This is a genomic window from Actinoalloteichus fjordicus (assembly GCF_001941625.1).
Taxonomy (GTDB): Bacteria; Actinomycetota; Actinomycetes; order Mycobacteriales; family Pseudonocardiaceae; genus Actinoalloteichus_A; species Actinoalloteichus_A fjordicus.
Map to the genome: position 1 here is coordinate 6,782,260 of NZ_CP016076.1, position 21,165 is coordinate 6,803,424.

General features: G+C 69.9%; 19 protein-coding genes and 3 tRNA genes. 5 read left to right on the top strand and 17 right to left on the bottom strand.

Annotated elements, in window-relative coordinates; all coding sequences use genetic code 11:
* Positions 1-20 precede the first annotated feature (20 nt).
* From UA74_RS28960 to UA74_RS28985, 6 genes are read right to left on the bottom strand one after another with little or no spacing between them, the layout of a single operon-like run.
* Positions 21-872 carry a glycosyltransferase family 2 protein gene (locus tag UA74_RS28960; protein WP_075743010.1) on the bottom strand — a complete coding sequence of 284 codons (852 nt, stop codon included), beginning with the start codon at positions 870-872 and terminating at the stop codon, positions 21-23.
* A complete protein-coding gene (locus tag UA74_RS28965; RefSeq protein ID WP_075743011.1) occupies positions 869-1,840 on the bottom strand; it encodes a glycosyltransferase family 2 protein in 972 nt (323 codons plus the stop codon). Before UA74_RS28965 ends, UA74_RS28960 begins: the two co-directional genes overlap by 4 nt.
* On the bottom strand, positions 1,830-3,239 hold the full coding sequence (locus UA74_RS28970; RefSeq protein ID WP_075743012.1) for an O-antigen ligase family protein: 1,410 nt from the start codon (positions 3,237-3,239) through the stop codon (positions 1,830-1,832). The genes UA74_RS28965 and UA74_RS28970 overlap by 11 nt, the downstream gene beginning before the upstream one ends.
* Entirely contained in the window at positions 3,236-4,021 is a 786-nt protein-coding gene (locus UA74_RS28975; RefSeq protein WP_075765826.1) for a hypothetical protein, read from the bottom strand. The genes UA74_RS28970 and UA74_RS28975 overlap by 4 nt, the downstream gene beginning before the upstream one ends.
* Before the next feature lie 3 nt (positions 4,022-4,024).
* A complete protein-coding gene (locus UA74_RS28980; protein ID WP_083683781.1) occupies positions 4,025-4,984 on the bottom strand; it encodes a glycosyltransferase in 960 nt (319 codons plus the stop codon).
* Positions 4,984-6,144, bottom strand: coding sequence for a class I SAM-dependent methyltransferase (locus tag UA74_RS28985; protein WP_083684185.1), 1,161 nt, complete (start codon positions 6,142-6,144; stop codon positions 4,984-4,986). The genes UA74_RS28980 and UA74_RS28985 overlap by 1 nt, the downstream gene beginning before the upstream one ends.
* Before the next feature lie 29 nt (positions 6,145-6,173).
* Between UA74_RS28985 and UA74_RS28990 the strand changes: the two genes are divergently transcribed.
* On the top strand, positions 6,174-6,719 hold the full coding sequence (locus tag UA74_RS28990; RefSeq protein ID WP_075765830.1) for a dTDP-4-dehydrorhamnose 3,5-epimerase family protein: 546 nt from the start codon (positions 6,174-6,176) through the stop codon (positions 6,717-6,719).
* A gap of 191 nt (positions 6,720-6,910) precedes the next feature.
* Here the strand turns inward: UA74_RS28990 and UA74_RS28995 are convergent, their stop codons facing one another.
* The 9 genes from UA74_RS28995 to UA74_RS29040 all read right to left on the bottom strand — a co-directional run bounded on the left by UA74_RS28995 (position 6,911) and on the right by UA74_RS29040 (position 14,403).
* Positions 6,911-7,948, bottom strand: a complete 1,038-nt coding sequence (locus tag UA74_RS28995; RefSeq protein ID WP_075765832.1) for an NAD-dependent epimerase/dehydratase family protein — start codon at positions 7,946-7,948, stop codon at positions 6,911-6,913.
* A complete protein-coding gene (locus tag UA74_RS29000) occupies positions 7,936-8,595 on the bottom strand; it encodes a PIG-L deacetylase family protein (RefSeq protein WP_075765834.1) in 660 nt (219 codons plus the stop codon). The genes UA74_RS28995 and UA74_RS29000 overlap by 13 nt, the downstream gene beginning before the upstream one ends.
* Positions 8,595-9,446 carry a glycosyltransferase family protein gene (locus UA74_RS29005; RefSeq protein ID WP_075743019.1) on the bottom strand — a complete coding sequence of 284 codons (852 nt, stop codon included), beginning with the start codon at positions 9,444-9,446 and terminating at the stop codon, positions 8,595-8,597. Before UA74_RS29005 ends, UA74_RS29000 begins: the two co-directional genes overlap by 1 nt.
* Entirely contained in the window at positions 9,443-10,699 is a 1,257-nt protein-coding gene (locus UA74_RS29010) for a class I SAM-dependent methyltransferase (protein ID WP_157434686.1), read from the bottom strand. The genes UA74_RS29005 and UA74_RS29010 overlap by 4 nt, the downstream gene beginning before the upstream one ends.
* Entirely contained in the window at positions 10,696-12,216 is a 1,521-nt protein-coding gene (locus UA74_RS29015; protein ID WP_157434500.1) for a sugar transferase, read from the bottom strand. The genes UA74_RS29010 and UA74_RS29015 overlap by 4 nt, the downstream gene beginning before the upstream one ends.
* A 1,208-nt stretch (positions 12,217-13,424) precedes the next feature.
* A tRNA-Phe gene (locus UA74_RS29020) sits at positions 13,425-13,501 on the bottom strand.
* 34 nt (positions 13,502-13,535) lie between these two features.
* Positions 13,536-13,609 (bottom strand) — tRNA-Asp (locus tag UA74_RS29025).
* Between the two features lie 23 nt (positions 13,610-13,632).
* A tRNA-Glu gene (locus UA74_RS29030) sits at positions 13,633-13,705 on the bottom strand.
* A gap of 458 nt (positions 13,706-14,163) precedes the next feature.
* Positions 14,164-14,403 carry a hypothetical protein gene (locus UA74_RS29040; RefSeq protein ID WP_075743023.1) on the bottom strand — a complete coding sequence of 80 codons (240 nt, stop codon included), beginning with the start codon at positions 14,401-14,403 and terminating at the stop codon, positions 14,164-14,166.
* Between the two features lie 973 nt (positions 14,404-15,376).
* Between UA74_RS29040 and UA74_RS29045 the strand changes: the two genes are divergently transcribed.
* The gene (locus UA74_RS29045; protein WP_075744357.1) at positions 15,377-15,715 is read left to right on the top strand and encodes a hypothetical protein; all 339 of its coding nucleotides are present in this window, start codon (positions 15,377-15,379) and stop codon (positions 15,713-15,715) included.
* 137 nt (positions 15,716-15,852) lie between these two features.
* Here UA74_RS29045 and UA74_RS29050 read toward each other — a convergent pair whose 3' ends face one another.
* Positions 15,853-16,815 carry an LCP family protein gene (locus UA74_RS29050; protein ID WP_232237537.1) on the bottom strand — a complete coding sequence of 321 codons (963 nt, stop codon included), beginning with the start codon at positions 16,813-16,815 and terminating at the stop codon, positions 15,853-15,855.
* A gap of 818 nt (positions 16,816-17,633) precedes the next feature.
* On the opposite strand from UA74_RS29050, the gene UA74_RS29055 reads away from it, so the two are divergent.
* From UA74_RS29055 to UA74_RS29065, 3 genes are read left to right on the top strand one after another with little or no spacing between them, the layout of a single operon-like run.
* Positions 17,634-18,023 (top strand): DUF3870 domain-containing protein, encoded by a 390-nt coding sequence (locus UA74_RS29055; protein WP_075743024.1) that lies wholly within the window; start codon positions 17,634-17,636, stop codon positions 18,021-18,023.
* Between the two features lie 16 nt (positions 18,024-18,039).
* A complete protein-coding gene (locus UA74_RS29060) occupies positions 18,040-19,302 on the top strand; it encodes a CaiB/BaiF CoA transferase family protein (protein WP_198042874.1) in 1,263 nt (420 codons plus the stop codon).
* An 11-nt stretch (positions 19,303-19,313) separates the two neighbouring features.
* A complete protein-coding gene (locus UA74_RS29065; RefSeq protein ID WP_075743026.1) occupies positions 19,314-20,489 on the top strand; it encodes an acyl-CoA dehydrogenase family protein in 1,176 nt (391 codons plus the stop codon).
* Positions 20,490-20,653: 164 nt separating this feature from the next.
* Here UA74_RS29065 and UA74_RS29070 read toward each other — a convergent pair whose 3' ends face one another.
* Positions 20,654-21,148 carry an Lrp/AsnC family transcriptional regulator gene (locus UA74_RS29070; RefSeq protein ID WP_157434502.1) on the bottom strand — a complete coding sequence of 165 codons (495 nt, stop codon included), beginning with the start codon at positions 21,146-21,148 and terminating at the stop codon, positions 20,654-20,656.
* Positions 21,149-21,165 lie beyond the last annotated feature (17 nt).

Below are 21,165 nucleotides of genomic sequence, written 5' to 3' on the forward strand. Positions count from 1 at the left end.
GGTCGCGGGGACGTCCGAGGTCACGACGGAGTCCGCTCGTCGCGCTGGTGCTCGCGGATCACGTCGTCGGGCACGCGATGCCACTCGGTGAAGTAGCTCCCGTCGTGAACCGCGTAGTCGACGGTCACCACCGGGAGATAGGTCACCGCGACCCGTCGAGACAGCCGGTGAACCAACTCCCAGTCCTCCTTCGGATTGACCCACTTCGGCCTGGCCCAGGGGTCGAAGCGCAGCCGGGCCGACCGCCGCGCCACGATCGAGTTCGCGTCCACCCAGGAGTCGTCGGAGTGCGCGCGACGGGAGAAGTCCCTGCCCAGCACGTCAAGCTGCGAACCGTCCTCGCGAACGCGCCGTACCGCCGTGTACACCAGGCCCGATCCCGCGTGCAGTGCCCGCAGCGTGCGTTCCAGATGGTCCGGGCGCCAGGTGTTGTCGTCGTCCAGGAAAGCGACGAAGGGCGATCGGGAGAGCCGCATCGCCACGTTCCGGGGAAGCCCGCAGCTCCCGTGGTTACGCGAGAGCGTCAGCACCGTCAGCCTCGGGTCGTCCGGCAGGACACCCGGTTCGCCGCCCCCGTCGTCGATCACCATGATCTCGACGTCGGTGACGGTCTGGGCGAGCACGCTGTGCACGGCGCGGGCGAGGCGCTCCGGCCTGCGATACGTCGGAATCACCACGACGACCTCCGCGGCGGGCAGCTGCGGGAGCGTCGGGCGCAGCCTGCGCACCTCGGCCTCCTCGGCCCGTCGGTCGGCCCGCCGCCGCGCCGCGAAGCGCAGCCGCCACCAGCGTTCGGCCACCACGTGGCGACCGATCAGTCGACGCAGGACGTCCTTGGCCACCCTCGGCAGCGCACGATGCCGGGCGCTCATGTCCGCACCCGAGACTCGTCGGTGAGCGCGCGAGCGGGCAGCCGACCGCCCGTCGCCGGGTGCGACGGCAGGCCTCGTACCAGCCGCGACCTGCCCCGGAGCAGAGCGCCGAGAGCACGCCGATGCGTGGCCCGGCCGAGCGGAGTCCGCAACAGCGCCCCGACCACCAGCGCGAGCCACCCGAGCAGCGCAGCGCGCCTGCCCTCCCACCTCGCCAGGTGCACCACCCGGTTGGTGACCAGTTGTGCCCACAGCTCCGGCACCGTCGTCGACTCGCCTCCCCGGTGATAGACGACGGCCGAGGGCACCTGTCTGATCCGCCATCCCGCGTCGGTGATCCGCCTGCAGTAGTCGACCTCTTCGGAGTAGAGGAAGAGGTCCTCCCGCCACCAGCCGATCCGCGACACCACCCTGGACGGCATCAGCAGGGCCGCGCCGTTCGCCCAGTCCGCCTCGATCGCCGTGCCGGGAGTGATCCGCTCGCCGAGGGCGGGAATCCGGCCCGCCGCGCCGCCCAGCAACGCCTCACCCCACTGCCGGAGCACGGTGGGGCGCCGCCGCAGGGTCGCCTCGCGAACACCGTTGGGTCGGCGAACCAGGGGAACGGCCATGCCGACCTCCGGGTCCGCACAGGCCGCGAGCAGCGCGGGGACCGCTCGTGGTGTCAGGTAGACGTCGGCGTTGAGCACGAGCACGGCCTCGCCCTCTCGCGCGAGCGCGAGGCAGGTGTTCACCCCGGCCGCGTACCCGAGGTTCGCCTCGTTCGTCACCACCTGCGCGTACGGCGCCAGTGTGCGTGCCAACCCCACGGTGTCGTCCGTGGAGCCGTTGTCCGCCACGATCAGTCGCCACCCCCGCAGCCCGTCCATGGCTGCGGGCAGGCTGCCCAGCAATGCGGGCAGGTCACGCTCCGAGTTGTAGGTGACCACCGCGACCAACACCGTTCCGTCCGCGACCTCAACGCGCACCGGACAGACCCCCCGTCATCGAATTCGAGTCTTCGCGCAACGCGAGCAGCGCTCCCGCCACACCGATCAGCAGGAACAGCGAGCCGAGAAACTGTGGAAAGGCCAGGGCGTCGAAGGTGCCGAGGCAGAGCACACCGACGACCGTCGAGGCGAAGACCGCCCAGGCCGCCGCGTGAATCTCCGAGGCGCCGAGCCCGCCCCGCCGACCGACTCCCCGCCCGGCAGGCATGGACGCCGCCTCGCCCCGGAACAGCCGACGACCGGCCCGCCACCGCCATGCCGTCCCCGCCGCCGCCACGGCCGTCGCCCCCAGCAGGGCGACGAGGCCGACCAGGCCGGGAAGTCCGGACTCCACCGAGGTCAGCAGGTACTGGTTGTCCAGATAGGGCTGCGGCGGGGCCAGATACGTCCCGAAGCCCTGCCCGCTGAGCGGGGCCCCGGCCAGCCGGTCCGAGACATAGGCGTAGTCGTTCAGCCTGGCCTGCACGCTGTTGTCGGTGGGAGAGCCGAGAACAGTGCGCTGGAGCACCGCGCTGAGCCTCGGCCAAGACAGGGCCGCGACGCCGAGCAGCGCCGCGAGCACCGTGCCGAACAGCGCCCACCGGAACAGGCCCAGCACGGGCAGCAGCAGCACGGCCACGACCGCGATGCCGAGCAGCGCCGTGCGCGAGATCGTGGTCAGCGCTCCCAGCACGAGGAGGGCACAGCAACACCGCCACACCAGTCGATGCCGGGCGTACCAGGTCAGATACAGGGCAGGCGGCAGGACCAGCGCGCACAGCCCCGCGAGCTCGATCGGATGGTTGGCCAGCCCCATGGCTCGGAGCAGGCCGCCTCGGGCCAGGTCCGCGTCCCAGAGTCCCTGCATCACCAGTCCCGGTGGAACGACCACCGGACGCAGATCGACCCCGAGCCCGAAATGGACGATCGCCACGCCCGCCGAGGCCGCCACGCCGAGAACCAGCGCCCCGAGCACGATCCGGACCGCCCGGAGATCGCCGAGCCCGTCGCAGGCGAGAAGAAGCACCCCGAACGCCAGCAGGAACAACACCACCTGCCGATCCGAGGCGGCGAGCAGCTCGTCGGGGATGCCGCGCGCCGACGCCCCGGCATGGGCGAGGGCGGCGAGGAGAAGGAAGAGCAACGCGGCACGGCGCACGCCGTTCCGCGCGGTCCGCAGCCCGAGTCCACCCGCGAATCGGGCCAGCAGCCACCAGCCGAGCGCCGCGCAGGCCACCAGCCGCGCCGGGGTCAGCGCCCCGCCCACCCCGGCGAACACCGCAGTCTGCGGCAGGGCCAGTGCCAGGGCGAACACCGCGAGCACCAGTGCGGGCCGGACGACCACCAGCCCCGCCGGTGTCGGCGCGCCGGCGGCACGGGCGAGCAGTCGAGGGGTCACCGCGAATACTGATTCCGCTGCGGACGCGCGTCGGGCGCCGTCGTCGAACGACTCGCCCGCACCCGGTCCACCAGCACGACGCCGCCGATCACGGCGATCAGCCCGAGCCCGAACACGAGCACCACGGCACGCAGCTGCGAGGCACGGGTCGTGGTCGCGAGGTCGGCAGGCAGAACCTCGCTGAACTCGACTCGCTCGCCTTGGGCGACGCCGGAGGCGTCCTGTCGACGCACCAGCTCCTCCCGCGCCCGATCGATGACGATCGCGCTGGTCCGCAGGGCGGCAGCCGACTCGACCGCCGTCACGGTCACCGTGAGGAACGGACTGTCCTCGGCAAGCTGCCCGTCCTCATTGGACACCTCGATGTCACCGGTCGCGCCTGCCGCCGCCAGCTCCGCCCGCGTCCTGGGCGCGTTGAGCACCGTGACCACCAGCGCCGCGGCCTGAGCCTGGGCCCGGTCGACCTGCGCGTACGGGTTGCCGCCCTCAGGACCCGGCTGGGTGAGGACGAGCAGCACCCCGGTCACCCGGTGCTGGACGGGCACGACCAACACGGTCGCGGCGCACAGGGCCAGCAGCACCGTGATCAGCGCCGTCGTCAGACGCCACTGCCTGCGCAGCACTCGAAAGACCTGCACCGCGTCCATGCCCGGCCCTGGCACCGGGTCGGGCAGGGCAGGCTGCCTCGCTCGTCCGCCGACCGCCGTCGCCGTCCGCGCCGCTCTGGCCATGCGCTCCGCCCTGGCCTCGGCACAGACGGTTCCGTGTTCCTCCCTGATCACGTGCTACCTCCTCGGCCCGCCTCGCGAGCCGTCTGCGAGCAGCCGGGCGCCGTCGACCGCCGCTCGGGCCAGGTTCCGCGCCATCGGCACCGCATTGCTGCGCAGCCAGGGCCGCAGGGCGTAGAGGGCCCTCGCCCGGTCCCTGGGCGGCAGCGGCGAGCGCAGCACCGCGCGGAGGAACCAGCGGCCCTCCTCGACGTTGGGCAGCACGATGGTCCTGGCGTGATCGCCGCACTGGCTGCGGTAGAACTCGCGTGGCCCGACGCTCTGGCTGATACGTCCGGAATGCATGCGGTGCAACAGCAGCTCCTCGGTGATGTCGACGAACGGCCCACGCAGGGCCAGCTCGGCGATCAGCACGCGGTCGCCCGCTTTGATCGGCGGATTGAGCATCGTCTCGACGAGCGCGGTCCTGCGGATCAGCCCGTAGCAGTAGTAGTTGTGATGCTGTACGGAGAGCAGATCGAACAGCCTGGTCACCGGGTCGGGATGGTCGACACGACACCGGTTGTGCCAGCTGCCGACGGGCTGGTCGGCCGGGTCGATCTCGGTCGCCGAGGTGCTCGCGAGCACGGCTGCCGGTTCGGCGAGCAGCGCGTCGAGGCAGCGACGGAGCCGGTTCGGCAGCCACACGTCGTCGTGTCCGGACCACGCGAAGAACGGGCTGCGTGCCTGCTGGACCAACTGGTTGTGGTTCGCCATCACGCCGATGTCCCGACCGCGTCGGATGTAGCGGATGCGTTCGTCCCGCGCGGCGTACCCGCGACAGATCTCCTCGGTGGCGTCGGTCGAGTGGTTGTCGGCCACATGGATCTCGAAGTCGACGCCCTGCTGTCCGATCAGCGAGTCGAGAGCCCGCTCGAGGTAGTCCTCGCCGTTGTACACCGGCAGTCCCACGGTGACCGGCGGGCAGGCCCGCCCGATGAGCCCTGGAGTCCGAGGAACGGGTGGCTTCTGGTGCATCAGGTCTCCCTCATCTCCAGCACCGACGGCTCGGCGCCGCGCGCGAGCGGGACTCGGATGCCGAGGCCGATGTGGTCGGCCCGCACCCACCGGCCGCCGCCTGCCTCGACCTCCGGATAGGCGGCGCGGACCTCGGCGAGCAGGTCTGGAACGAACAACAGCACCAGGTCAGGGCGGTCGGTGCGCAACAACTCGGGACCCACGACCGGGACGCCGACGCCCGGCAGCCGTCTGCCGCGCTTGGACTCGGCGGCGTCGACGACGGCGGGCAGCAGGCCGGGACCGGCACCCGCCGCACAGAGCAGCGAGACCGACCGAGACGCCGCGCCGTATCCGAGGACGCGCAGCCCGCTGCCCGAGGCCTGCTCCAGCCAGGACCACAGCTCCAACGCGCCGCGCTCCATCGCGAGCTGCAGGCGGCTGACCTGCCCGACGTCGAGCACGCCGAACGCCCGCTCCTCCCGGACCAGCGCGGCGACCCCGTCGGACTGCCTGCCCTCGCGAGTGCAGGCGAGCAGCACCGTGCCGCCGTAGAGGTCGAAGGTCCAGGCCCGCCGAGCCACCAGCCCGACCGTCTCCAGCATGTTCACCAGCGCGGGCGTCGAGTAGTAGGCGTAATGCCCGTGGCGCAGCGCGTTCCACTCGCCGTCGCGGAGTATCGCCGCCAGGGAGTGGAACTGGACGAGCAGCGTCCCGCCCTCGGCGAGGCGGTCGACCCGACGGGCCAGCGCCGCGGCCTGGTCCGGCTCGTGCATCAGGCCGAAGCAGTCCAGCACGAGATCGGCGGGTCTGCCCGGCTCGGCCCGCGTCAGCCCTCGATCGGTCAGCAGGCCTGCCCAGGAGCCGCCGTGCGGGCTGCCGAACTCGACGAATCGCCCGCAGGCAGGCAGGAGGCCTGCGGCGGCGGCCCTGGCCACGGCCTGCTCGGCCTGCCTGATCAGCGCATGGGACTCGATGCCGCGCGGTTCCTCGGCGGCCGTGTCGTCCTCGAGGAGCTGCGCCAGCCCGCATGCGGTGCACATGCCCATCCGCAACGGGAACAACGGATCGGCCCGGGGATCGTCGGCAGGCGGGAAATCGTCACAGGCGGGTTGATCGCCGAGGTCGAGCACGATCTCGACGCCACCGGCATCACAGTAACGACAGGAGTGCGCACTCATCGTGACCACCGGTCCTGGACAATGACGAGATGCGTGTAGTCCCCAGCGAGCTGCGAGGCGTCCTGCTTTTCCTGCCCGAGCCCCGACACGACCGGCGCGGCCTGTTCACCCGGACCTTCGACACCGCCGTCGCCGCCCGGCACGGCATCGACGCGAGCACCTTCCGGCAGGACTCGCAGTCGCGGTCCCGGCGCGGCGTGCTGCGCGGCCTGCACGGCCGATCGGGCCGAGGCGAGTCGAAGCTCGTCCGCTGCGCCAGGGGCGCCGTCCATGACGTGCTGGTCGACGCTCGTCCCGACTCGGCGACCTTCGGACGGCATGTCGCGTTCCGACTCGACGATCAGGACTTCGCGCACCTGTTCGTCCCGGCGGGCTTCCTCCACGGCTTCCAGGCGCTGACCGACGAGGCCGACGTCTGCTACCGGATCGACGCCGAGCACGACCCGGCCGAGGATCTCGCCGTGCGCTACGACGACCCGCAACTGGCCATCGACTGGCCGCTGCCGATCAGCGTGCTCAGCGAGCGCGATGGGGCGGCGGGCTCCTGGACCGATCTGCGAGTCGCCCTCGGCTGACGCGGGCACGGCGACGAGGTACGTGCGAGTCGGAGCCGGGGCCTTGGCAAGCAGGCGATGCACCAGCAGGAGATCCGAAGCCGAAGCGTCCGCAGGCCCGCAGCCGACTGAGTCGGCCCGCAGCGGCACAACCTGCGGACCTCGGCCCCGTGACCACGGGCCCGACCCCCGCAGCACGCTGAACCGGGCGCTCATCGCGCCGAGGCGAACTTGGCGGGGCGCAGGTCCTCCGCGAGTCTGCCTGCCTCCCGGAGACCCGTGAGCCAGGCCAGCCTGGTGAAGCGCTGATGGAAGTCCGCCCAAGTCAAGCCGTAGGCCTGGTAGGTGGCGTACAGCTCCTCGGCTCCGTCGCCGACCGACCAGCGCGGGCAGAAGGCGGGCAGCCGATCACGAATCCGACTGAAGTCGACCCGGTAGGAACGAGGGTCCGGCCCGTTCTCGCCGGTGATCAGCAGCGTCGAACCCGGCACGGCCGCCACCACCCGCTCGGCGATCTGTGCGACGGTCAGGTTGTTGCTCGACATCCCCACGTTGAACGCGGCGGCGTGCACGGCGGGGCGCGGTGCCTCCAGCGCGGCGAGGAAGGCCGCGGCGATGTCACGGACGTGGACCAGCGGGCGCCACGGCGTCCCGTCGGAGAGCACTCGAACGTTCCCGGTGAGCATCGCGTGTCCGACGAGGTTGTTGAGCACGATGTCCACTCGCTGCCGGGGCGAGGCGCCGAACGCGGTGGCGTTGCGCAGGAAGACCGGACTGAAGTGGTCGTCGGCCAACTCCCGTAGATCGTCCTCGACCCGCACCTTGCTCTCCGCGTACGGGGTGACCGGCCGAAGAACGGCGTCCTCGGTGACCAGCTCGTCGCCTGCCGCCCCGTAGACCGAGCAGGTCGAGGCGTAGAGGAATCGGCGGACGCCCGCCGCCCTGGCCAGACGGGCCAGCCGCACCGAGGCGTGGTGGTTGATCTCGTAGGTCACGTCGGGGGCGAGATGACCCAGCGGGTCGTTGGACAGCGCGGCGAGGTGCACGACGGCGTCCACCCCCCGGAACTGCTCCTCCGTGGCGTCGCGGATGTCGATCCGGTGTCCGCCGGGATCGGCGACCGCAGGGCCGAGCAGACAGTCGGCGAAGAGACCGGAGTCCATTCCGACGACCTCATGCCCGCCGCCCATCAGCACCGGGACGAGGACTCCGCCCAGGTAACCGAGGTGCCCGGTGACTAGAACTCGCATGAGTCGATTCCCTCCACAACGATCTTGTTCGTGAAGAAGGCCTCGGCGTGGGTGCTCCTGCTCTGCACGCCACGCACCTTGGCCAGGGCGAGGAAGGTCTCCGCGTCGAACCACGACCGCGTGCCCTGAGACGGGTAGTGCTCGACGAGCAGCTCCGCCTTGGCCTTCGCCACGGACTCGGTCATCGGGAGGTACACGGAAGGCTGGGCCAGATCGGCGTCCCACTTGAGAATCTCGTAGCCGAGGATCAGGTGATCCCGGAACACCGTGGGGACGAGCGTCGCGAGCATCCGATGGTCCTGATGCTGGTCATGGGGCGCCGGGCCGATCACCAGATCCGGGTCGCAGTCCGTCCGGAGGATCTCCAGTGCGTCCTTGACCGCCTGCCAGTGCGCGGGCACCCGCCCGTCCGGCAGTGACAACACGCGCAGGTCGAGCCGCGCGCCGGGGCAGAAGGCGGTGAGCGCCGACTTCTCCTCGACCTCTCTGGCGGTGTCGGCGCCGGTGAGCACCATCGCGGTCACCCGCAGACCCGGCACGCTACGACACAGGTTGAGCAGGGTGCCGCCCGCGCCGATCGCGATGTCGTCGCAGTGCGCACCCAGGATCGCGATCTCACGGACGTCGGTAAGCCGCAGCCCGCGCATCAGCGTTCGATCCCGGCTCGAGCGGCGGGCTGTCCGAAGGAGTCGGACGCCGCGAAGGCATCGGGGCCCGACGGGTGCTCGGACTCCCAGAGCATCCACGGCCGTTCGCCCAGGAGATAGGCGTTCTCCAGTGCCGCCCGCTCCTTCACCGTGTCGGCAGGCTGCCAGAAGCCGCGATAGGGATAGGCGAGCAGCTCACCGCGCTTGGCGAATTCGGCACAGGCGTCGTCGACCAGGTCCCCGCCCGGCGGCAGGTGATCGAACACGTCCTGTCGCAGGACGAAGTAGCCGCCGTTCTCCCAGATGGGCAGGCTGCTCACCGGGGTGATGGCACTGACCATGGACCGCTCGCCGAGCTCCACACAGTGGAACGACGACTGCGGCGGGACCACCAGCATCGCGGCGGTGGCGCCCTCGGTGTGAAACCGGTCGACGAGGCCGTCCAGCGGCGCGTCGGTGAGCACATCGGCGTAGTTGGCCAGGAACACCTCGTCGTCCGCCACCAGGTGACGCACTCGACGCAGCCGCTCGCCGATGCTGGAGGCGAGCCCGGTGTGGACGAAGTCGATGCTCCAGCCGCTGATGTCGGCGGAACGGAGCCGCACCGTGCCGTCGCGCAGCACGAAGTCGTTCGAGTCAGTCTCGGCGTAGTTGAGGAAGAAGTTCTTGATGTGCCGCGCGCCGTAGCCGAGGCACAGGATGAACTCGGTGTGTCCGAAGTGCGCGTAGTACCGCATGACATGCCAGAGCAGCGGACGCGGGCCGACCGCGTGCATCGGCTTGGGGAGATCGTCGGCGGTCCCGTTGCGCATCCGCATTCCGTAGCCGCCGCAGAACAGCACGACCTTCACCGCACACTCCTCATCGTTCGGGGGGTCGCGTCCACCACGTCGAGTTCCGGGATCGGGAAGACGAGTCGGCCGCCCCACTCGCCGACGTACTGCAGCGCCTCGGTCAACTCCGTCCGCAGATTCCACGGGAGGACGAGCACGTAGTCCGGCCGATCCACGGCGATCTGTTCTGGTGGCAGGACGGGAATCCGCATGCCCGGCGTGAATCTGCCGTGTTTGTAGGGATTTCGGTCGACGGTGTACCTCAGCAGATCGGTGCGAATCCCGCAGTAGTTCAACAAGGTGTTTCCCTTGCCGGGAGCGCCGTAGCCGACGACAGTGCGGCCTTCTCGCGCCGCGTCGAGCAGGAAGCCGAGCAGCTCCTGACGGAGGGCGGTCACCGAGGTGCCGAATCCGGTGTGTCCGGCGAGCGTGTGCATCCCGGCCTCGGCCTCGGCGGCGAGCACGGCCAGCATCCGAGCCGACGGCGGCCCGGCGGCCTCGACGGGCCTGACCCAGAGCCGGACCGATCCGCCGTGCGTCGACAGCGTCTCGACGTCGACCACCGCGAGGCCGCCGGTCGCCAACGCCTGTTGCGCCGAGCGGACCGTGTAGTACTGGAAGTGCTCGTGGTAGATCGTGTCGAACTGGCGATGCCGGACGAGGCTGAGCAGGTGCTGCACCTCGATGCTGATCCAGCCGTCGTCGGCGACCAGCCCGCGCAGCCCCGCCGTGAAGCCGAGCAGATCCGGGATGTGGGCATAGACGTTGTTGGCCACCACCAGGTCGGCCGGGCCGTGCTCGGTGCGAAGCCGACGGCCGAGTTCCTCGTCCAAAAAGGCCGTCAGCGTCGGGACGCCGTTCTCCCGGGCGGCGGCGCCCACGTTGGCCGACGGCTCGATGCCGAGACACCGGATGCCGCGTCGGACCACGTGCGAGAGCAGGTAGCCGTCATTGCTCGCCGCCTCGACCACATAGGAGTGCGCGCCGAGCCCGAGCCGGTCGACGGTCTCGGCGACGAAGCGCTCCGCGTGGGCCACCCAGGACGTCGAGAAGGAGGAGAAGTAGGCGTACTCGGTGAACGTCTCCTCCGGTGTGATCAACGCGGGCAGCTGCGCCAGCAGGCACGAGGAGCAGACCCGCAGGTGCAGCGGATAGGTCTGCTCGGGCTCCGAGAGCTCCGCGCTGGTCAGGAACCGCTCGCAGGGCGGCGTCGCGCCGAGGTCCACCATGCTGACCAGGCCGGGGTGGCCGCAGAGTCGACAGCTCATCAGTACGCCCCCTGGCCCCGGATGACGGCCCAGACCGTCTTCCACAAGATCACGAAGTCGAGGGCGAGCGACCAGTTCTCCACGTAGCGCAGGTCCAGCCGGACGGACTCCTCCCAGGACAGATCGCTGCGCCCGCTGACCTGCCAGAGCCCGGTGAGGCCGGGCTTGACCAGCAGACGGCGGCGAGCCGCCGGGTCGTAGCGCTCGACCTCCTCCGGCAGCGGCGGGCGCGGACCGACCAGCGACATCGTCCCGGCGACCACGTTGAACAGCTGGGGAAGCTCGTCGATCGAATAGCGGCGCAGGAAGGCACCGATCTTCGTCACCCTGGGATCGCGACGCATCTTGAACAGCGGTCCGGCGCCCTGGTTGCCCTGCGCCATGCCGGTGCGCAGCACATGCGCGTCCCGGACCATCGAACGAAACTTGATCATGGTGAACATGCGGCCCTCTCGACCGACGCGGCGTTGGCGATACAGCACGGGTCCGCCGCCGTCGAGCAGGACGAGGACGGCGATGACGAGGAGCAGCGGGGCGGCCAGCAGTAGCAGGAGCACGGCGAAGACGCGGTCGACGCAGTCCTTCACCACCCGCTTCACCCCGGTGAAGGTGGGCTGGCTGACCCAGAGAAGCGGCAGCCCGAACACCGGCGAGACGTTCAGCCGAGGGCCGGTGACCTCCAACAGCATCGGCGCGACGACCATCTCGGCCTGACTGCCTTCCAGCTGCCAGGCGAGGCGCTGAATCCGTCCCGGCGTCCAATAGGGATCCGGTGCCAAGGCCACCACTCGGTAGTCGCCGAGGCCGATCCGCTCGGCCAGCTCGTCGATCGTGCCGACGACCGGAACCCCGTCGATCTCGCCGCGTTCCCAGGCCGCCAATCCGGACCAGCTGTCGCGAGCGATGCAGACCCCGTCGATCCGCCAGCCGTTGTGCGGCTCACGGCGGGTCCGGCTGATCAGCTCGCCGAGCGCCTCGACTCCCCCGGCGGCAAGCACCGGCAGCAGACAGTGGCCCGCACGCCTACGGCGATGCAGCGCCTGACGGAGGACGTAGCGCACGGGAAAGGCCACCAGCCCGATCGCCGGAACGACCGCGAAGATCCAGGGCCGGAGCACGACGAGCTGGAATGCGAAGCCGATCAACGCCAACAGGAGCATGGTGCCGAGCAGCGCCCGTCCGACACGGCGGTACTCCTCCGCGCCGTGTCCGAGGCCGCGCGGGTCCCAGGCACGAGCCGCCATCAGCGCGCCGAGCACACAGGCCGCCGTCGTGCCCGCTGCGAGGAACACCGACAGCGCGTTCCAGGACATCGAGGCAGCGCCGGACGCCCCCGCCATCAGGACCGCGGCGGAGACGACCACCACCAGCGTGGTCAGATGATCGGCGACGACGACGTCGCGTCGATGCCGCCGTTCCCAGGCGTTCGAGGATGGTCGGAGCACTGCGGGGATGACGTCCAGCCGGAGGTCGCTCGGGGCCTCAGTCACCGTCTGTCTGTCGTTCACCTGGCTTCTCACCCGTTTCTGTCCGCAGGATCGAACACGTCGACGAAGCACGGCGGGAACGCCGACCGGGTAACCGACACCAGGGTTGCGACGCCCTCGACGTCATCTCCCCCTGTGGCGGCTGTGCCCTGCACAGCGGCTGGGACCCCGTCCCCGTACGGGTCGCCATCACGGCTGGGAATTCCTTCGTCTTGTCGGAGGGCTCTAGTGCTGCGAAGGCAGTGAAACATCCGTCGAGGGCAGTTGACGGCCGAAGAACCGCAGCGTGATTAATCCATTAGGTTCGTTTAAGATCACACTGTTCAGCGACTTTAGTCACGCATAGCAATCAATCTCGACGACTAATGTGGACCAGACCTGCGACACTCGACTGAGAAAGAGACAATGGCCCTGAGCAGCGTCGACTTTCGGTGATCATCACCTTTCCGGCGCGACACGGCGAGGTGTTACGGCATTGATATGTTGCCCATGTGCAGAAATAGACGGGATGTCATCGCAAGCAGTCTGAATGGCACCGTAGCGCACTGGACCACCTGGCCTAACTCGAATATGGATCGTTCATCGGGGGACCGGAAGCCTGCGAACCGGCCGCCCGACGAAGCCGTCCGTCCGGCCGTGCCGACCAGGTCGCCGCCGCCCATCGCCGCGACAGGCCGACGTCGGGGTGCACGCCCCGAGGTCTTCGCCGGGCCGACTCCCCGCACCGGACACCGAGCCCGCACGAGTCCCTGCGACGGGCAGGGTGAGGAACAGGCAACTCCGCTCACATTCGGCAGCCCGACCGCACGCCGGTTCGCGGCGCTGCTCCCACGGTCCTGCCGCCACCGCGCATGACCTGGACGCCGTCGGAGTCGATCGGGGAGCTCCGATCACCGGAAGGTCCGTCGCCGCCGGTCGCCGCCACCGCACGGCCAGGCGGACAGCCGTCACCGCTCGATGGCGGGGCGAAGCCGCAGACTGACGCCGCAGGAAGACTCCCCCAGACGCGCAGGACATCACTCACACAGCCCAGCGTCCGCGCGACGCGTGCCCTCGGATTCGCCGGTCGACATCTCGGCAGAGCGGGCCGGTCGAGGGAGGAGGTCAGGCGAGGTGTCCGAGACGTGGTGCCCGCGAAGGGCGTGCACTCTGCGCCGTGATCTCGAAGCCGAGCTGTCAGGAGCCGACAACGGCGAAGCCCCCACCCGACAGGGCAGGGGCTTGACTAGGCGACTCAACCATGGTGGCCAGGGCCGGGATCGAACCGGCGACCTTCCGCTTTTCAGGCGGACGCTCGTACCAACTGAGCTACCTGGCCGTTCGCTCCCGGCTGAACCAGCCGTTTGCTGTTGCGACCCCGACGGGACTCGAACCCGCGACCTCCGCCGTGACAGGGCGGCGCGCTAACCAACTGCGCCACGGGGCCATTGTCTGGCCTAGTGTAATGCGTGCTCCCAACGGGATTCGAACCCGCGCTGCCGCCTTGAAAGGGCGGAGTCCTAGGCCGCTAGACGATGGGAGCGGGGCCGACTCGGGTCCGACCCGACCTCGCTTTCCAACGGTGTTCGTTGGGAGCGACGATAGCTTAGAACACATCATCGACAGATGACAAAGCGGGTGGTCACAGCGGTTTCGACCGCCGGACGACGTTCCCGACCCGACCTGCGGGAGACCAGACGTCGGGAACATCCTCGCTGGTCAGAGCACTGACTGCACCGAAAAGCGGCCGATCTCGCCGAGGAGGCACCGGACGGTCGCCGCCCACGACTCCACCAACCGGCACACAGTGGCCCTCGTCACTCTTGATCGGGCTCGGCCACGAGATGGTCGGCCGCCGCCGACCGACACGTCGCAGGCTCCGGCCCACGCCGGAGCCGCCGCTGAAGTCGATCACCGTCGGTGATCGACACGGCCGCCCCCCGCGGGCACGCCGGAACCAGCGAAATCTGCCTCCGGCGTCCGCGAGATCAGCTGAGCCCGCTAGCGCCGCACCGGCGGGACGCCGTCCTCGCCCGGCGTGAGGCCGAGCATGTCCAACAGCATCCGACAGTCCTCGACACCGTGGGCGCCTCTTGCCACCGCGACCCGCGCCCGATGCACCTGACCTTCGGAGATACGCGGTGACTCTCCGTTGCGCTGCGCGGGCACTGCGGGAGTCGTCCGATCGAATTGATCTTCGGTCTGCCACAAGAACTTTCGCACGTCAAGCGACCCGTTCATGGTGCCTCCCCGACTCGGCTTCGGCCGCAGATTATCTGTCTGTCCAGACACCCGCAGCCCCCCGCAGAGTGATTCGACCACGGCAGAGCGCTACTCTCGGTCACAAAGATCGCTGACGGGTTGCCTCTGAAGATCGGCTTCACCACACCGAGCCGACCCGGGCCTCGACGCGGCAGGCGGCCCGCGACGGCCCGACGACCGGCATCGGGCGGCTGGCGACCCCGGGCGCATCCCGGTGGCGCGCCGTCGTTTCCCACCCCCCGACGCCGTCCGAGCCGAACTCCTCGGCGGCCCCCTCTCGAGAGGGGAACGGTCGGCCCGTAGCCGAGGTCCTCGTTCGACTCCGGTTCAACGGGCCGTCACCCGACGGACGGAGTGATCACTCCATGGGTGACGCTCTCACCAGGCATTCCGGAGTCAGCAGGCCCCCCGTCGAGGGAAGAACACACTTTCCGATCAGATGCGGGAAACCGGACGGAGTTCGCCGGGCGACGCGACCTCGGCGACTCCGTGTCGGCGGGCCTGCCCGACACGCCCAACACGGTCGGCAGCAGAAGCGAGATCCACCTCGGCGGCCGACGGGCAGGCACGAGTCGGTGCAGTGGTCTCGTCGGCCTGGCAGCCGCGCAGACAGCCGCTTCCCACCTGGTGAAACACGGAAGTCGACCAGCGGCACACCGGCAGGGACCGGTTTCGCGCGCGCTCGTACCCGACCGCCGGGATAAACAAAAGGTAACGAAATTTCGGCGAAGTGGGTGCCATCCCGCTATGGACCATGCAAGAATCTCGTTGCTGACACACCCCCAGTCAGCAACTGTGGAGATTCCCCCCTCCAAGCCCCCGCGCTCCTCCCCCTGGCGCGGGGGCTTCTCCATTTCCGGCTGCGGCCGTGTCGCGGTACGCCAGTGACGCCCCCTGTGGCCGCCATCACATCTCGACACATGCCCGCAACCGTTTCGTTATCGTGTCGGCCGTGGCTTTTGGACGAATCAAGAACGGTCGACACCGCCCCGCGGCTGAGGAAGCCGCCGTGCAGCAGGACAGCGAGCTGGAGTCCTACCTGGCCGCGCTCGCGCCAGAGAGCGATCTGGAGACCACGGCGACCGGCAGCCGTTTCGGCGGTGCGGGGGTCTACCAGCTTCGACTTCCGATCCACGCCAACGAACAACTCCAGAGCCTCGCCGAGGAACTGGAGACCTCGCCCCGCGAGCTGCTGCAGGACTGGCTGCTGCAACGACTCGCCTGGGAGGCCCGCCAGCAGGAACAACGGTGGGTTCCCGCCCCGCAGGCGACCCTGCAGGGCAGCCTCTGATCCAGGTCGGGCTCACGGCGTCCCCCGAAGCTCGCCTGCCCCGATCAGCCCCCTTCTCCTCCCCCGAGAATGACGAAGGCCGTCACCAGTGGTGACGGCCTTCCTGCTTGTCCGGGCCGGTTCTCGGCCTGCCCGGATCACTCGGTGACGATCAGATCCTCGGGTACCGGGCGGTCCTCGGCCAACGCGCTGAACAGCTCCTGGCTCCTGGCCTCGTCCCAGTAGACGACCGACATGCCACGCTCGTCGCCGAAGCCCCCGAAGGGCACGGTGGTGGTCACGCCCTCGCCGTTGACGAAGCTGCGCATCGCGAAGGCCAGGCCACCGAGATGCCAGATGTGGTCGTCCTCGGCGACGATCGCCAGCTCCGCGGTGTCCAGGGCCAGCGGGATGCTGCTGAACGGGTTGAACAGCACGCCGGGGCTGGTCGCCTTCTGCATCAGAGCCGAGAGGAACTCCCGCTGACGCTCGACGCGATCCAGGTCGCCGAGCGCGCTGGCCCTGGTACGGACGTAGCCGAGCGCCTGCGCCCCGTCGAGTTCCTGACAGCCTGCTTGCAGATCGAGACCGGCCAGCGGGTCCTGCATCGGCTCGTCGATGCACATCTCCACGCCACCGACCGATTCGACGATGCCTGCGAAGCCGTCGAAGCCGACCTCGGCGTAGTGATCGATGCGCAGTCCGGTGGCGGTCTCGACGGTCCTGGTCAGCAGCTGCGGCCCGCCGAAGGAGAACGCCGCGTTGATCCGGTTGGCGTCGTAACCCTCGATCGGGACGAACGAGTCTCTCGGCAGGCTGAGCAGCGTCGGCGCCACGTCGTTGTCCGGGATGTGCAGCAGCATGATGGTGTCGGTGCGCCTGCCTGCCGCCTGGCCGGTCGCCAGATCCGCCTGCTGGTCGTCGTCCAGGCCCTCCCGACTGTCGGAGCCGACGATCAGCCAGTTCGTCCCCGCCGTCTCGGCGGGCCTGCCCGGGTAATCGGTCAGTGCCTCCTCGCGGGTGAGTTGGGAGTCGATCCAGAAGACGAGTCCGCCTATCGCCAGCAGGATGACGAGGAGGAACACGCCGATCCGACGGCCCCATCTCGGTTTCCGACGCACTGGCGGCCTCCTCATCGGCTCGCGCTCTCGCTCACGCGGGGGCAGCGCGGTCCCGTACGGGGGCGTCTGAGGACCCTGGCGCTGCTGCGAGTACTGGTTCTGTCGCGATCGCGAGTAAGGCCCCTGCCGCGATCCCGCCTCCGGCATCATCGCGGTGCGATCCATCGGAGGTCGTCGGCCCGGCTCGGGCCTGCCATCCCATCTGCCACTCATGCGTTTCGCATCCGTCGGTCGATTTCGGCGGAGGAGTCGCCGACCGGAGACTCCCTTAGAGCCTGTCCTTGATCCCTAGTTGTCCTGTCGCGCGGGGCAGGCGCGGCGATCTGCGGCGTCGTCGGTCACCATGACTGGAGTCATGGCTCGCTCCTGTCGCCGGACAGCTCAGCCACGCCGATCCCCGCTCACGACTCCAGCGGAACCAGAGACAGGCTCTTACACAACAAGACGCATCCTCGCCTACGAGGTTGCCTCCGCGATCACCGAGGGTTGTCGATCTCTGCCCGTCAGTCCACCCCTGTCACACTGCCGGGCGCGGCGAACCCGTGCTCACCTGCAGTCTCGTGGCAGGTCGGGTCGGTGCTGGCCAGCCGCTGCCTGCAGATCCGTCCGTGGACGCCCCGGCGACCCGATGGCCGCGACGGCGTTGACGGCCGGGCCGAGCAGCAGGCATCCTGGACGCGGCTGCCCTCTCGCCGTCGGTGTCGGACGTCGCACGCCTCGATGCGGACAGTGGCGCGAGTCCTCCAGCGACCGAGCCTGTCGAGGGTCACGATTCCCGTGATCATTCGAGACGGGTCGATTCGTGTTGTGGAGGGTGCATGTCCGATGACCGGCTGTCCGACCGCCTGCGCCAGGCCTTGCTCGACGGCGACGATCTCCTCCTGACCTCGGGCTACGCCAGGCTGCCGGACAGCGTCGCAGGTCATTCCCAGTACGAGCGGATCGGCGTCGTCCTGGTCGTCGATCGACGTACCGGCCTGATCGCCGCCGCGGACACGACGCTGCTCACCCGCCTCGGCACCGACTTCTTCCGCGCACTGGTCGAGAACCGTTCGGTGTTCACCGAACCGGCGGCGATCCTCGACACCGTGCGCGAGCGCTACCACGGCCAGTCCGGTCCCGCGCTGCTCACCGCGCTCAAGCGCTGCATGGAGAACTGTGTGCACCTCGCGACCTCGACCGGGCAGACCAGTGACGACCAGGCCTGATCCGTCCGCCGATCCCGTGCCGGGTCCACTCGCGGGGCTTCGGGTGCTTGATCTGTCCCGAGTGCTGGCGGGCCCCTACGCCACCATGCTGCTGGCCGATCTCGGCGCCGAGGTGATCAAGGTGGAGCACCCGGTCCGGGGCGACGACACGCGGTACTGGACGCCGCCTGAGGCAGCGGGCGAGTCCGCCTACTTCCTGGCCGTCAACCGGGGCAAGCGCAGCATCGGCCTCGACCTCGCCAGCCCGCCGGGACGCGACCTCGCCCTGCGGCTCTGCGCCGGAGCCGATGTCGTGGTGGAGAACTTCCGCCCCGGCGGAGCGGCCCGGCTCGGCCTGGATCACGAACAGGTGCGTGCGGCCGTTCCGAGCCTGGTGTACTGCTCGATCAGCGCCTATCCGGCGGGACATCCCCAGGCCGCCGACGCCGGATTCGACGCCGCGATCCAGGCCCAGAGCGGTCTGATGGCGATCACCGGCGACCAGGACGGACCGCCCGCCAAGGTCGGCGTCGCCCTGGTCGACGTGCTGGCCGGGCTCAACGCCTCGACCGCGATCCTGGCCGCGCTGCGGCGCCGCGAGCAGACCGGACAGGGCGAGCACGTCACGGTCTCCCTGCTCGGCTCGGCGCTGTCGGGCCTGGTCAACGTCGCACAGAACGCCCTGATCACCGACACCGAGCCGACCAGGCACGGCAACGCGCATCCCAGCATCGTCCCGTATCAGGCCTTCCCCACTCGTGACGGCGCGGTGATGGTCGCGGCGGGCAACGACCAGCTCTATCGGCGGCTGTGCGCGGTCCTGAACCGTCCCGACCTCGCCGAGGACGCCCGCTTCGACACCAATTCCGACCGCGTCCGGCATCGGCAGGCGCTGATCGACCAGCTGACCGAGGAGTTCCGCACCAGGGACACCTCGGGCTGGACTGCGGCGCTCCGAGCAGGCGGTATCCCGGCGAGCCCGGTCAACGGCGTGCTCGCCGCCCTGCGGGACGCGGGCCCGAGCGCGATCGAGACACTGCGCCACCCCGTCGTCGGGCCGTTGGAGACGGTGCGTCCCGCTTTCACGCTCGCCGGGTCGGGGTCTCTCGCCGTCGCACCCCCGCCGCTGCTCGGCGAACACACCGACGAGGTGCTCGCCGAGATCGGAGTCGACGCGGCACAGCGAGCCGCATTACGGGCCCGGTCGATCATCACCCCGAGCTCCGATCATGTCGCGAGCACCCCGGTGAGCACCGACGATGCCGGGCCACCGCATGAAAACCTCCATGCCGACAACTGAACGGAGTGCAGATGAGCAGGTCCACCACCCCAGATCCCCGCGATTTCCTCGACGTCGACGGTCAACTCACCGACGAGGAGCGCGACGTCCGTGACCTGGTCCGCCGTTTCGCCGCCGATCGATTGACCCCGAACGTGGCGCAGTGGTACGAGGACGGCAGCCTGCCTGCAGGCCTCGCCAAGGAACTGGGCGCGCTGGGTCTGCTGGGGATGCACCTGACCGGCTACGGCTGTGCGGGGTCGAGCGCCACCGCCTACGGCCTGGCCTGTCGTGAGCTGGAGGCCGTGGACTCCGGGCTGCGCAGCTTCGTCTCGGTGCAGGGTTCACTCGCGATGTTCGCGATCCACCGCTGGGGCTCCGAGGAGCAGAAGCAGGCGTGGCTGCCCCGGATGGCCGCAGGGGAGGCGATCGGCTGTTTCGGCCTGACCGAGGCCGATGCAGGCTCAGACCCCGGATCGATGCGAACCAGGGCCCGCCGGGACGGCACCGACTGGGTGCTCGACGGAAGCAAGATGTGGATCACCAACGGAACGTTGGCGGACGTGGCGGTGGTCTGGGCGCAGACCGAGGAGGGCATCCGAGGCTTCGTGGTCCCGACCGACACGCCGGGATTCACCGCCAACGAGGTGCACGGCAAGCTCTCGCTGCGGGCCTCGGTGACGGCCGAGCTGGTCCTCACCGGGGTACGGCTGCCTGCCGATGCGGTCTTTCCCGAGGTCGTCGGGCTGCGTGGGCCGCTGAGCTGTCTGAACGAGGCCCGATACGGGATCGTCTGGGGCGCGGCGGGGGCGGCGCGGGCGTGCTACCAGGCGGCCCTGGAGTACAGCCTGTCGCGCGAGCAGTTCGGCAAGCCGATCGCGGCCTTCCAGCTCACCCAGCGCAAGCTGGCGGACATGCTGGTCGCGGCGGACCGAGCCGCCCTGGTGGCGCTGCACCTCGGCCGACTCAAGGACTCCGGGAATCTGCACCACACACAGGTCAGCTTCGGCAAGCTGGCCAACGTCTCCGAGGCGCTGACCGTGGCGCGCACCGCCCGCAGTGTGCTCGGGGCGAACGGCATCACCGTCGAGTACTCGGTGATGCGGCACGCGGCGAACCTGGAGACGGTGCTGACCTATGAGGGGACCGAGGAGATGCATGCGCTGTCGCTGGGCGCGGCGGTGACGGGGATTCCCGCCTTCCGCTGAGCCCGCACGAGGGTGACAGGCACGGGCCCGGCTGGCAGGCAGAGACCGGGGCTTGCCAGCCGGGCCGGTCGTCCGAGTCTTCGTGCATCCTGCTGCCGCCGGGCCATGCCCGGGCTCACCGCGTGCGCCGCGTCGCGCCGATCAGGCGATGCCTCGGCGACCGATCAGGACCGCTGCCCGGCACCCGGCGCGTCCGGCGGGAGGCTCCCCCAGCCCGGCGGGCGGCGGACGCCACGCAGCGGAATCGGCCAGGACAGGATCATGGCGCTCGCGGTCTCCCCGTACTGCCACAGTCGCTCCAGGAGCCGTTCCAGCCCGGCGATGTCCGGAGTGGCGACATGCACGAGCGAGCAGATGTCGCCGGTGAGCCGCAGCACGCCCAACACCTCAGGCCAGTCCGTGATCTGCTCCGGCCGCAGCGTGATGCACCGCGGCCCGTAACACTTCATCCGCACCAGGGCCTCGACCCCGAGCCCGACCCCGGCCAGGTCCACCTCGGCCCGATAGCCGGTGATGACCGCCGACTCCTCCATCCTGCGCACCCGCGCGGCGACGGTCGGTGCTGAGGCGCCGACCTGTCGAGCCAGCGCGTTGAAGGACATCCGGGCGTCGGCCTGCAGGTGGTCGAGCAGCGCCCAGTCCAGGTCATCCAGCTCCATCTCATGACTGTAAAGCC

What these genes read in the sequence shown, in the direction of transcription:
- UA74_RS29055 (WP_075743024.1), top strand. Translation starts at nt 17,634, where the DNA reads ATGTCCGATGACCGGCTGTCCGACCGCCTGCGCCAGGCCTTGCTCGAC.
- UA74_RS28990 (WP_075765830.1), top strand. Translation starts at nt 6,174, where the DNA reads ATGCGTGTAGTCCCCAGCGAGCTGCGAGGCGTCCTGCTTTTCCTGCCC.
- UA74_RS28980 (WP_083683781.1), bottom strand. Translation starts at nt 4,984, where the DNA reads ATGCACCAGAAGCCACCCGTTCCTCGGACTCCAGGGCTCATCGGGCGG.
- UA74_RS29070 (WP_157434502.1), bottom strand. Translation starts at nt 21,148, where the DNA reads ATGGAGCTGGATGACCTGGACTGGGCGCTGCTCGACCACCTGCAGGCC.
- UA74_RS28985 (WP_083684185.1), bottom strand. Translation starts at nt 6,144, where the DNA reads ATGAGTGCGCACTCCTGTCGTTACTGTGATGCCGGTGGCGTCGAGATC.
- UA74_RS28995 (WP_075765832.1), bottom strand. Translation starts at nt 7,948, where the DNA reads ATGCGAGTTCTAGTCACCGGGCACCTCGGTTACCTGGGCGGAGTCCTC.
- UA74_RS28960 (WP_075743010.1), bottom strand. Translation starts at nt 872, where the DNA reads ATGAGCGCCCGGCATCGTGCGCTGCCGAGGGTGGCCAAGGACGTCCTG.
- UA74_RS29065 (WP_075743026.1), top strand. Translation starts at nt 19,314, where the DNA reads ATGAGCAGGTCCACCACCCCAGATCCCCGCGATTTCCTCGACGTCGAC.
- UA74_RS29040 (WP_075743023.1), bottom strand. Translation starts at nt 14,403, where the DNA reads ATGAACGGGTCGCTTGACGTGCGAAAGTTCTTGTGGCAGACCGAAGAT.
- UA74_RS29000 (WP_075765834.1), bottom strand. Translation starts at nt 8,595, where the DNA reads ATGCGCGGGCTGCGGCTTACCGACGTCCGTGAGATCGCGATCCTGGGT.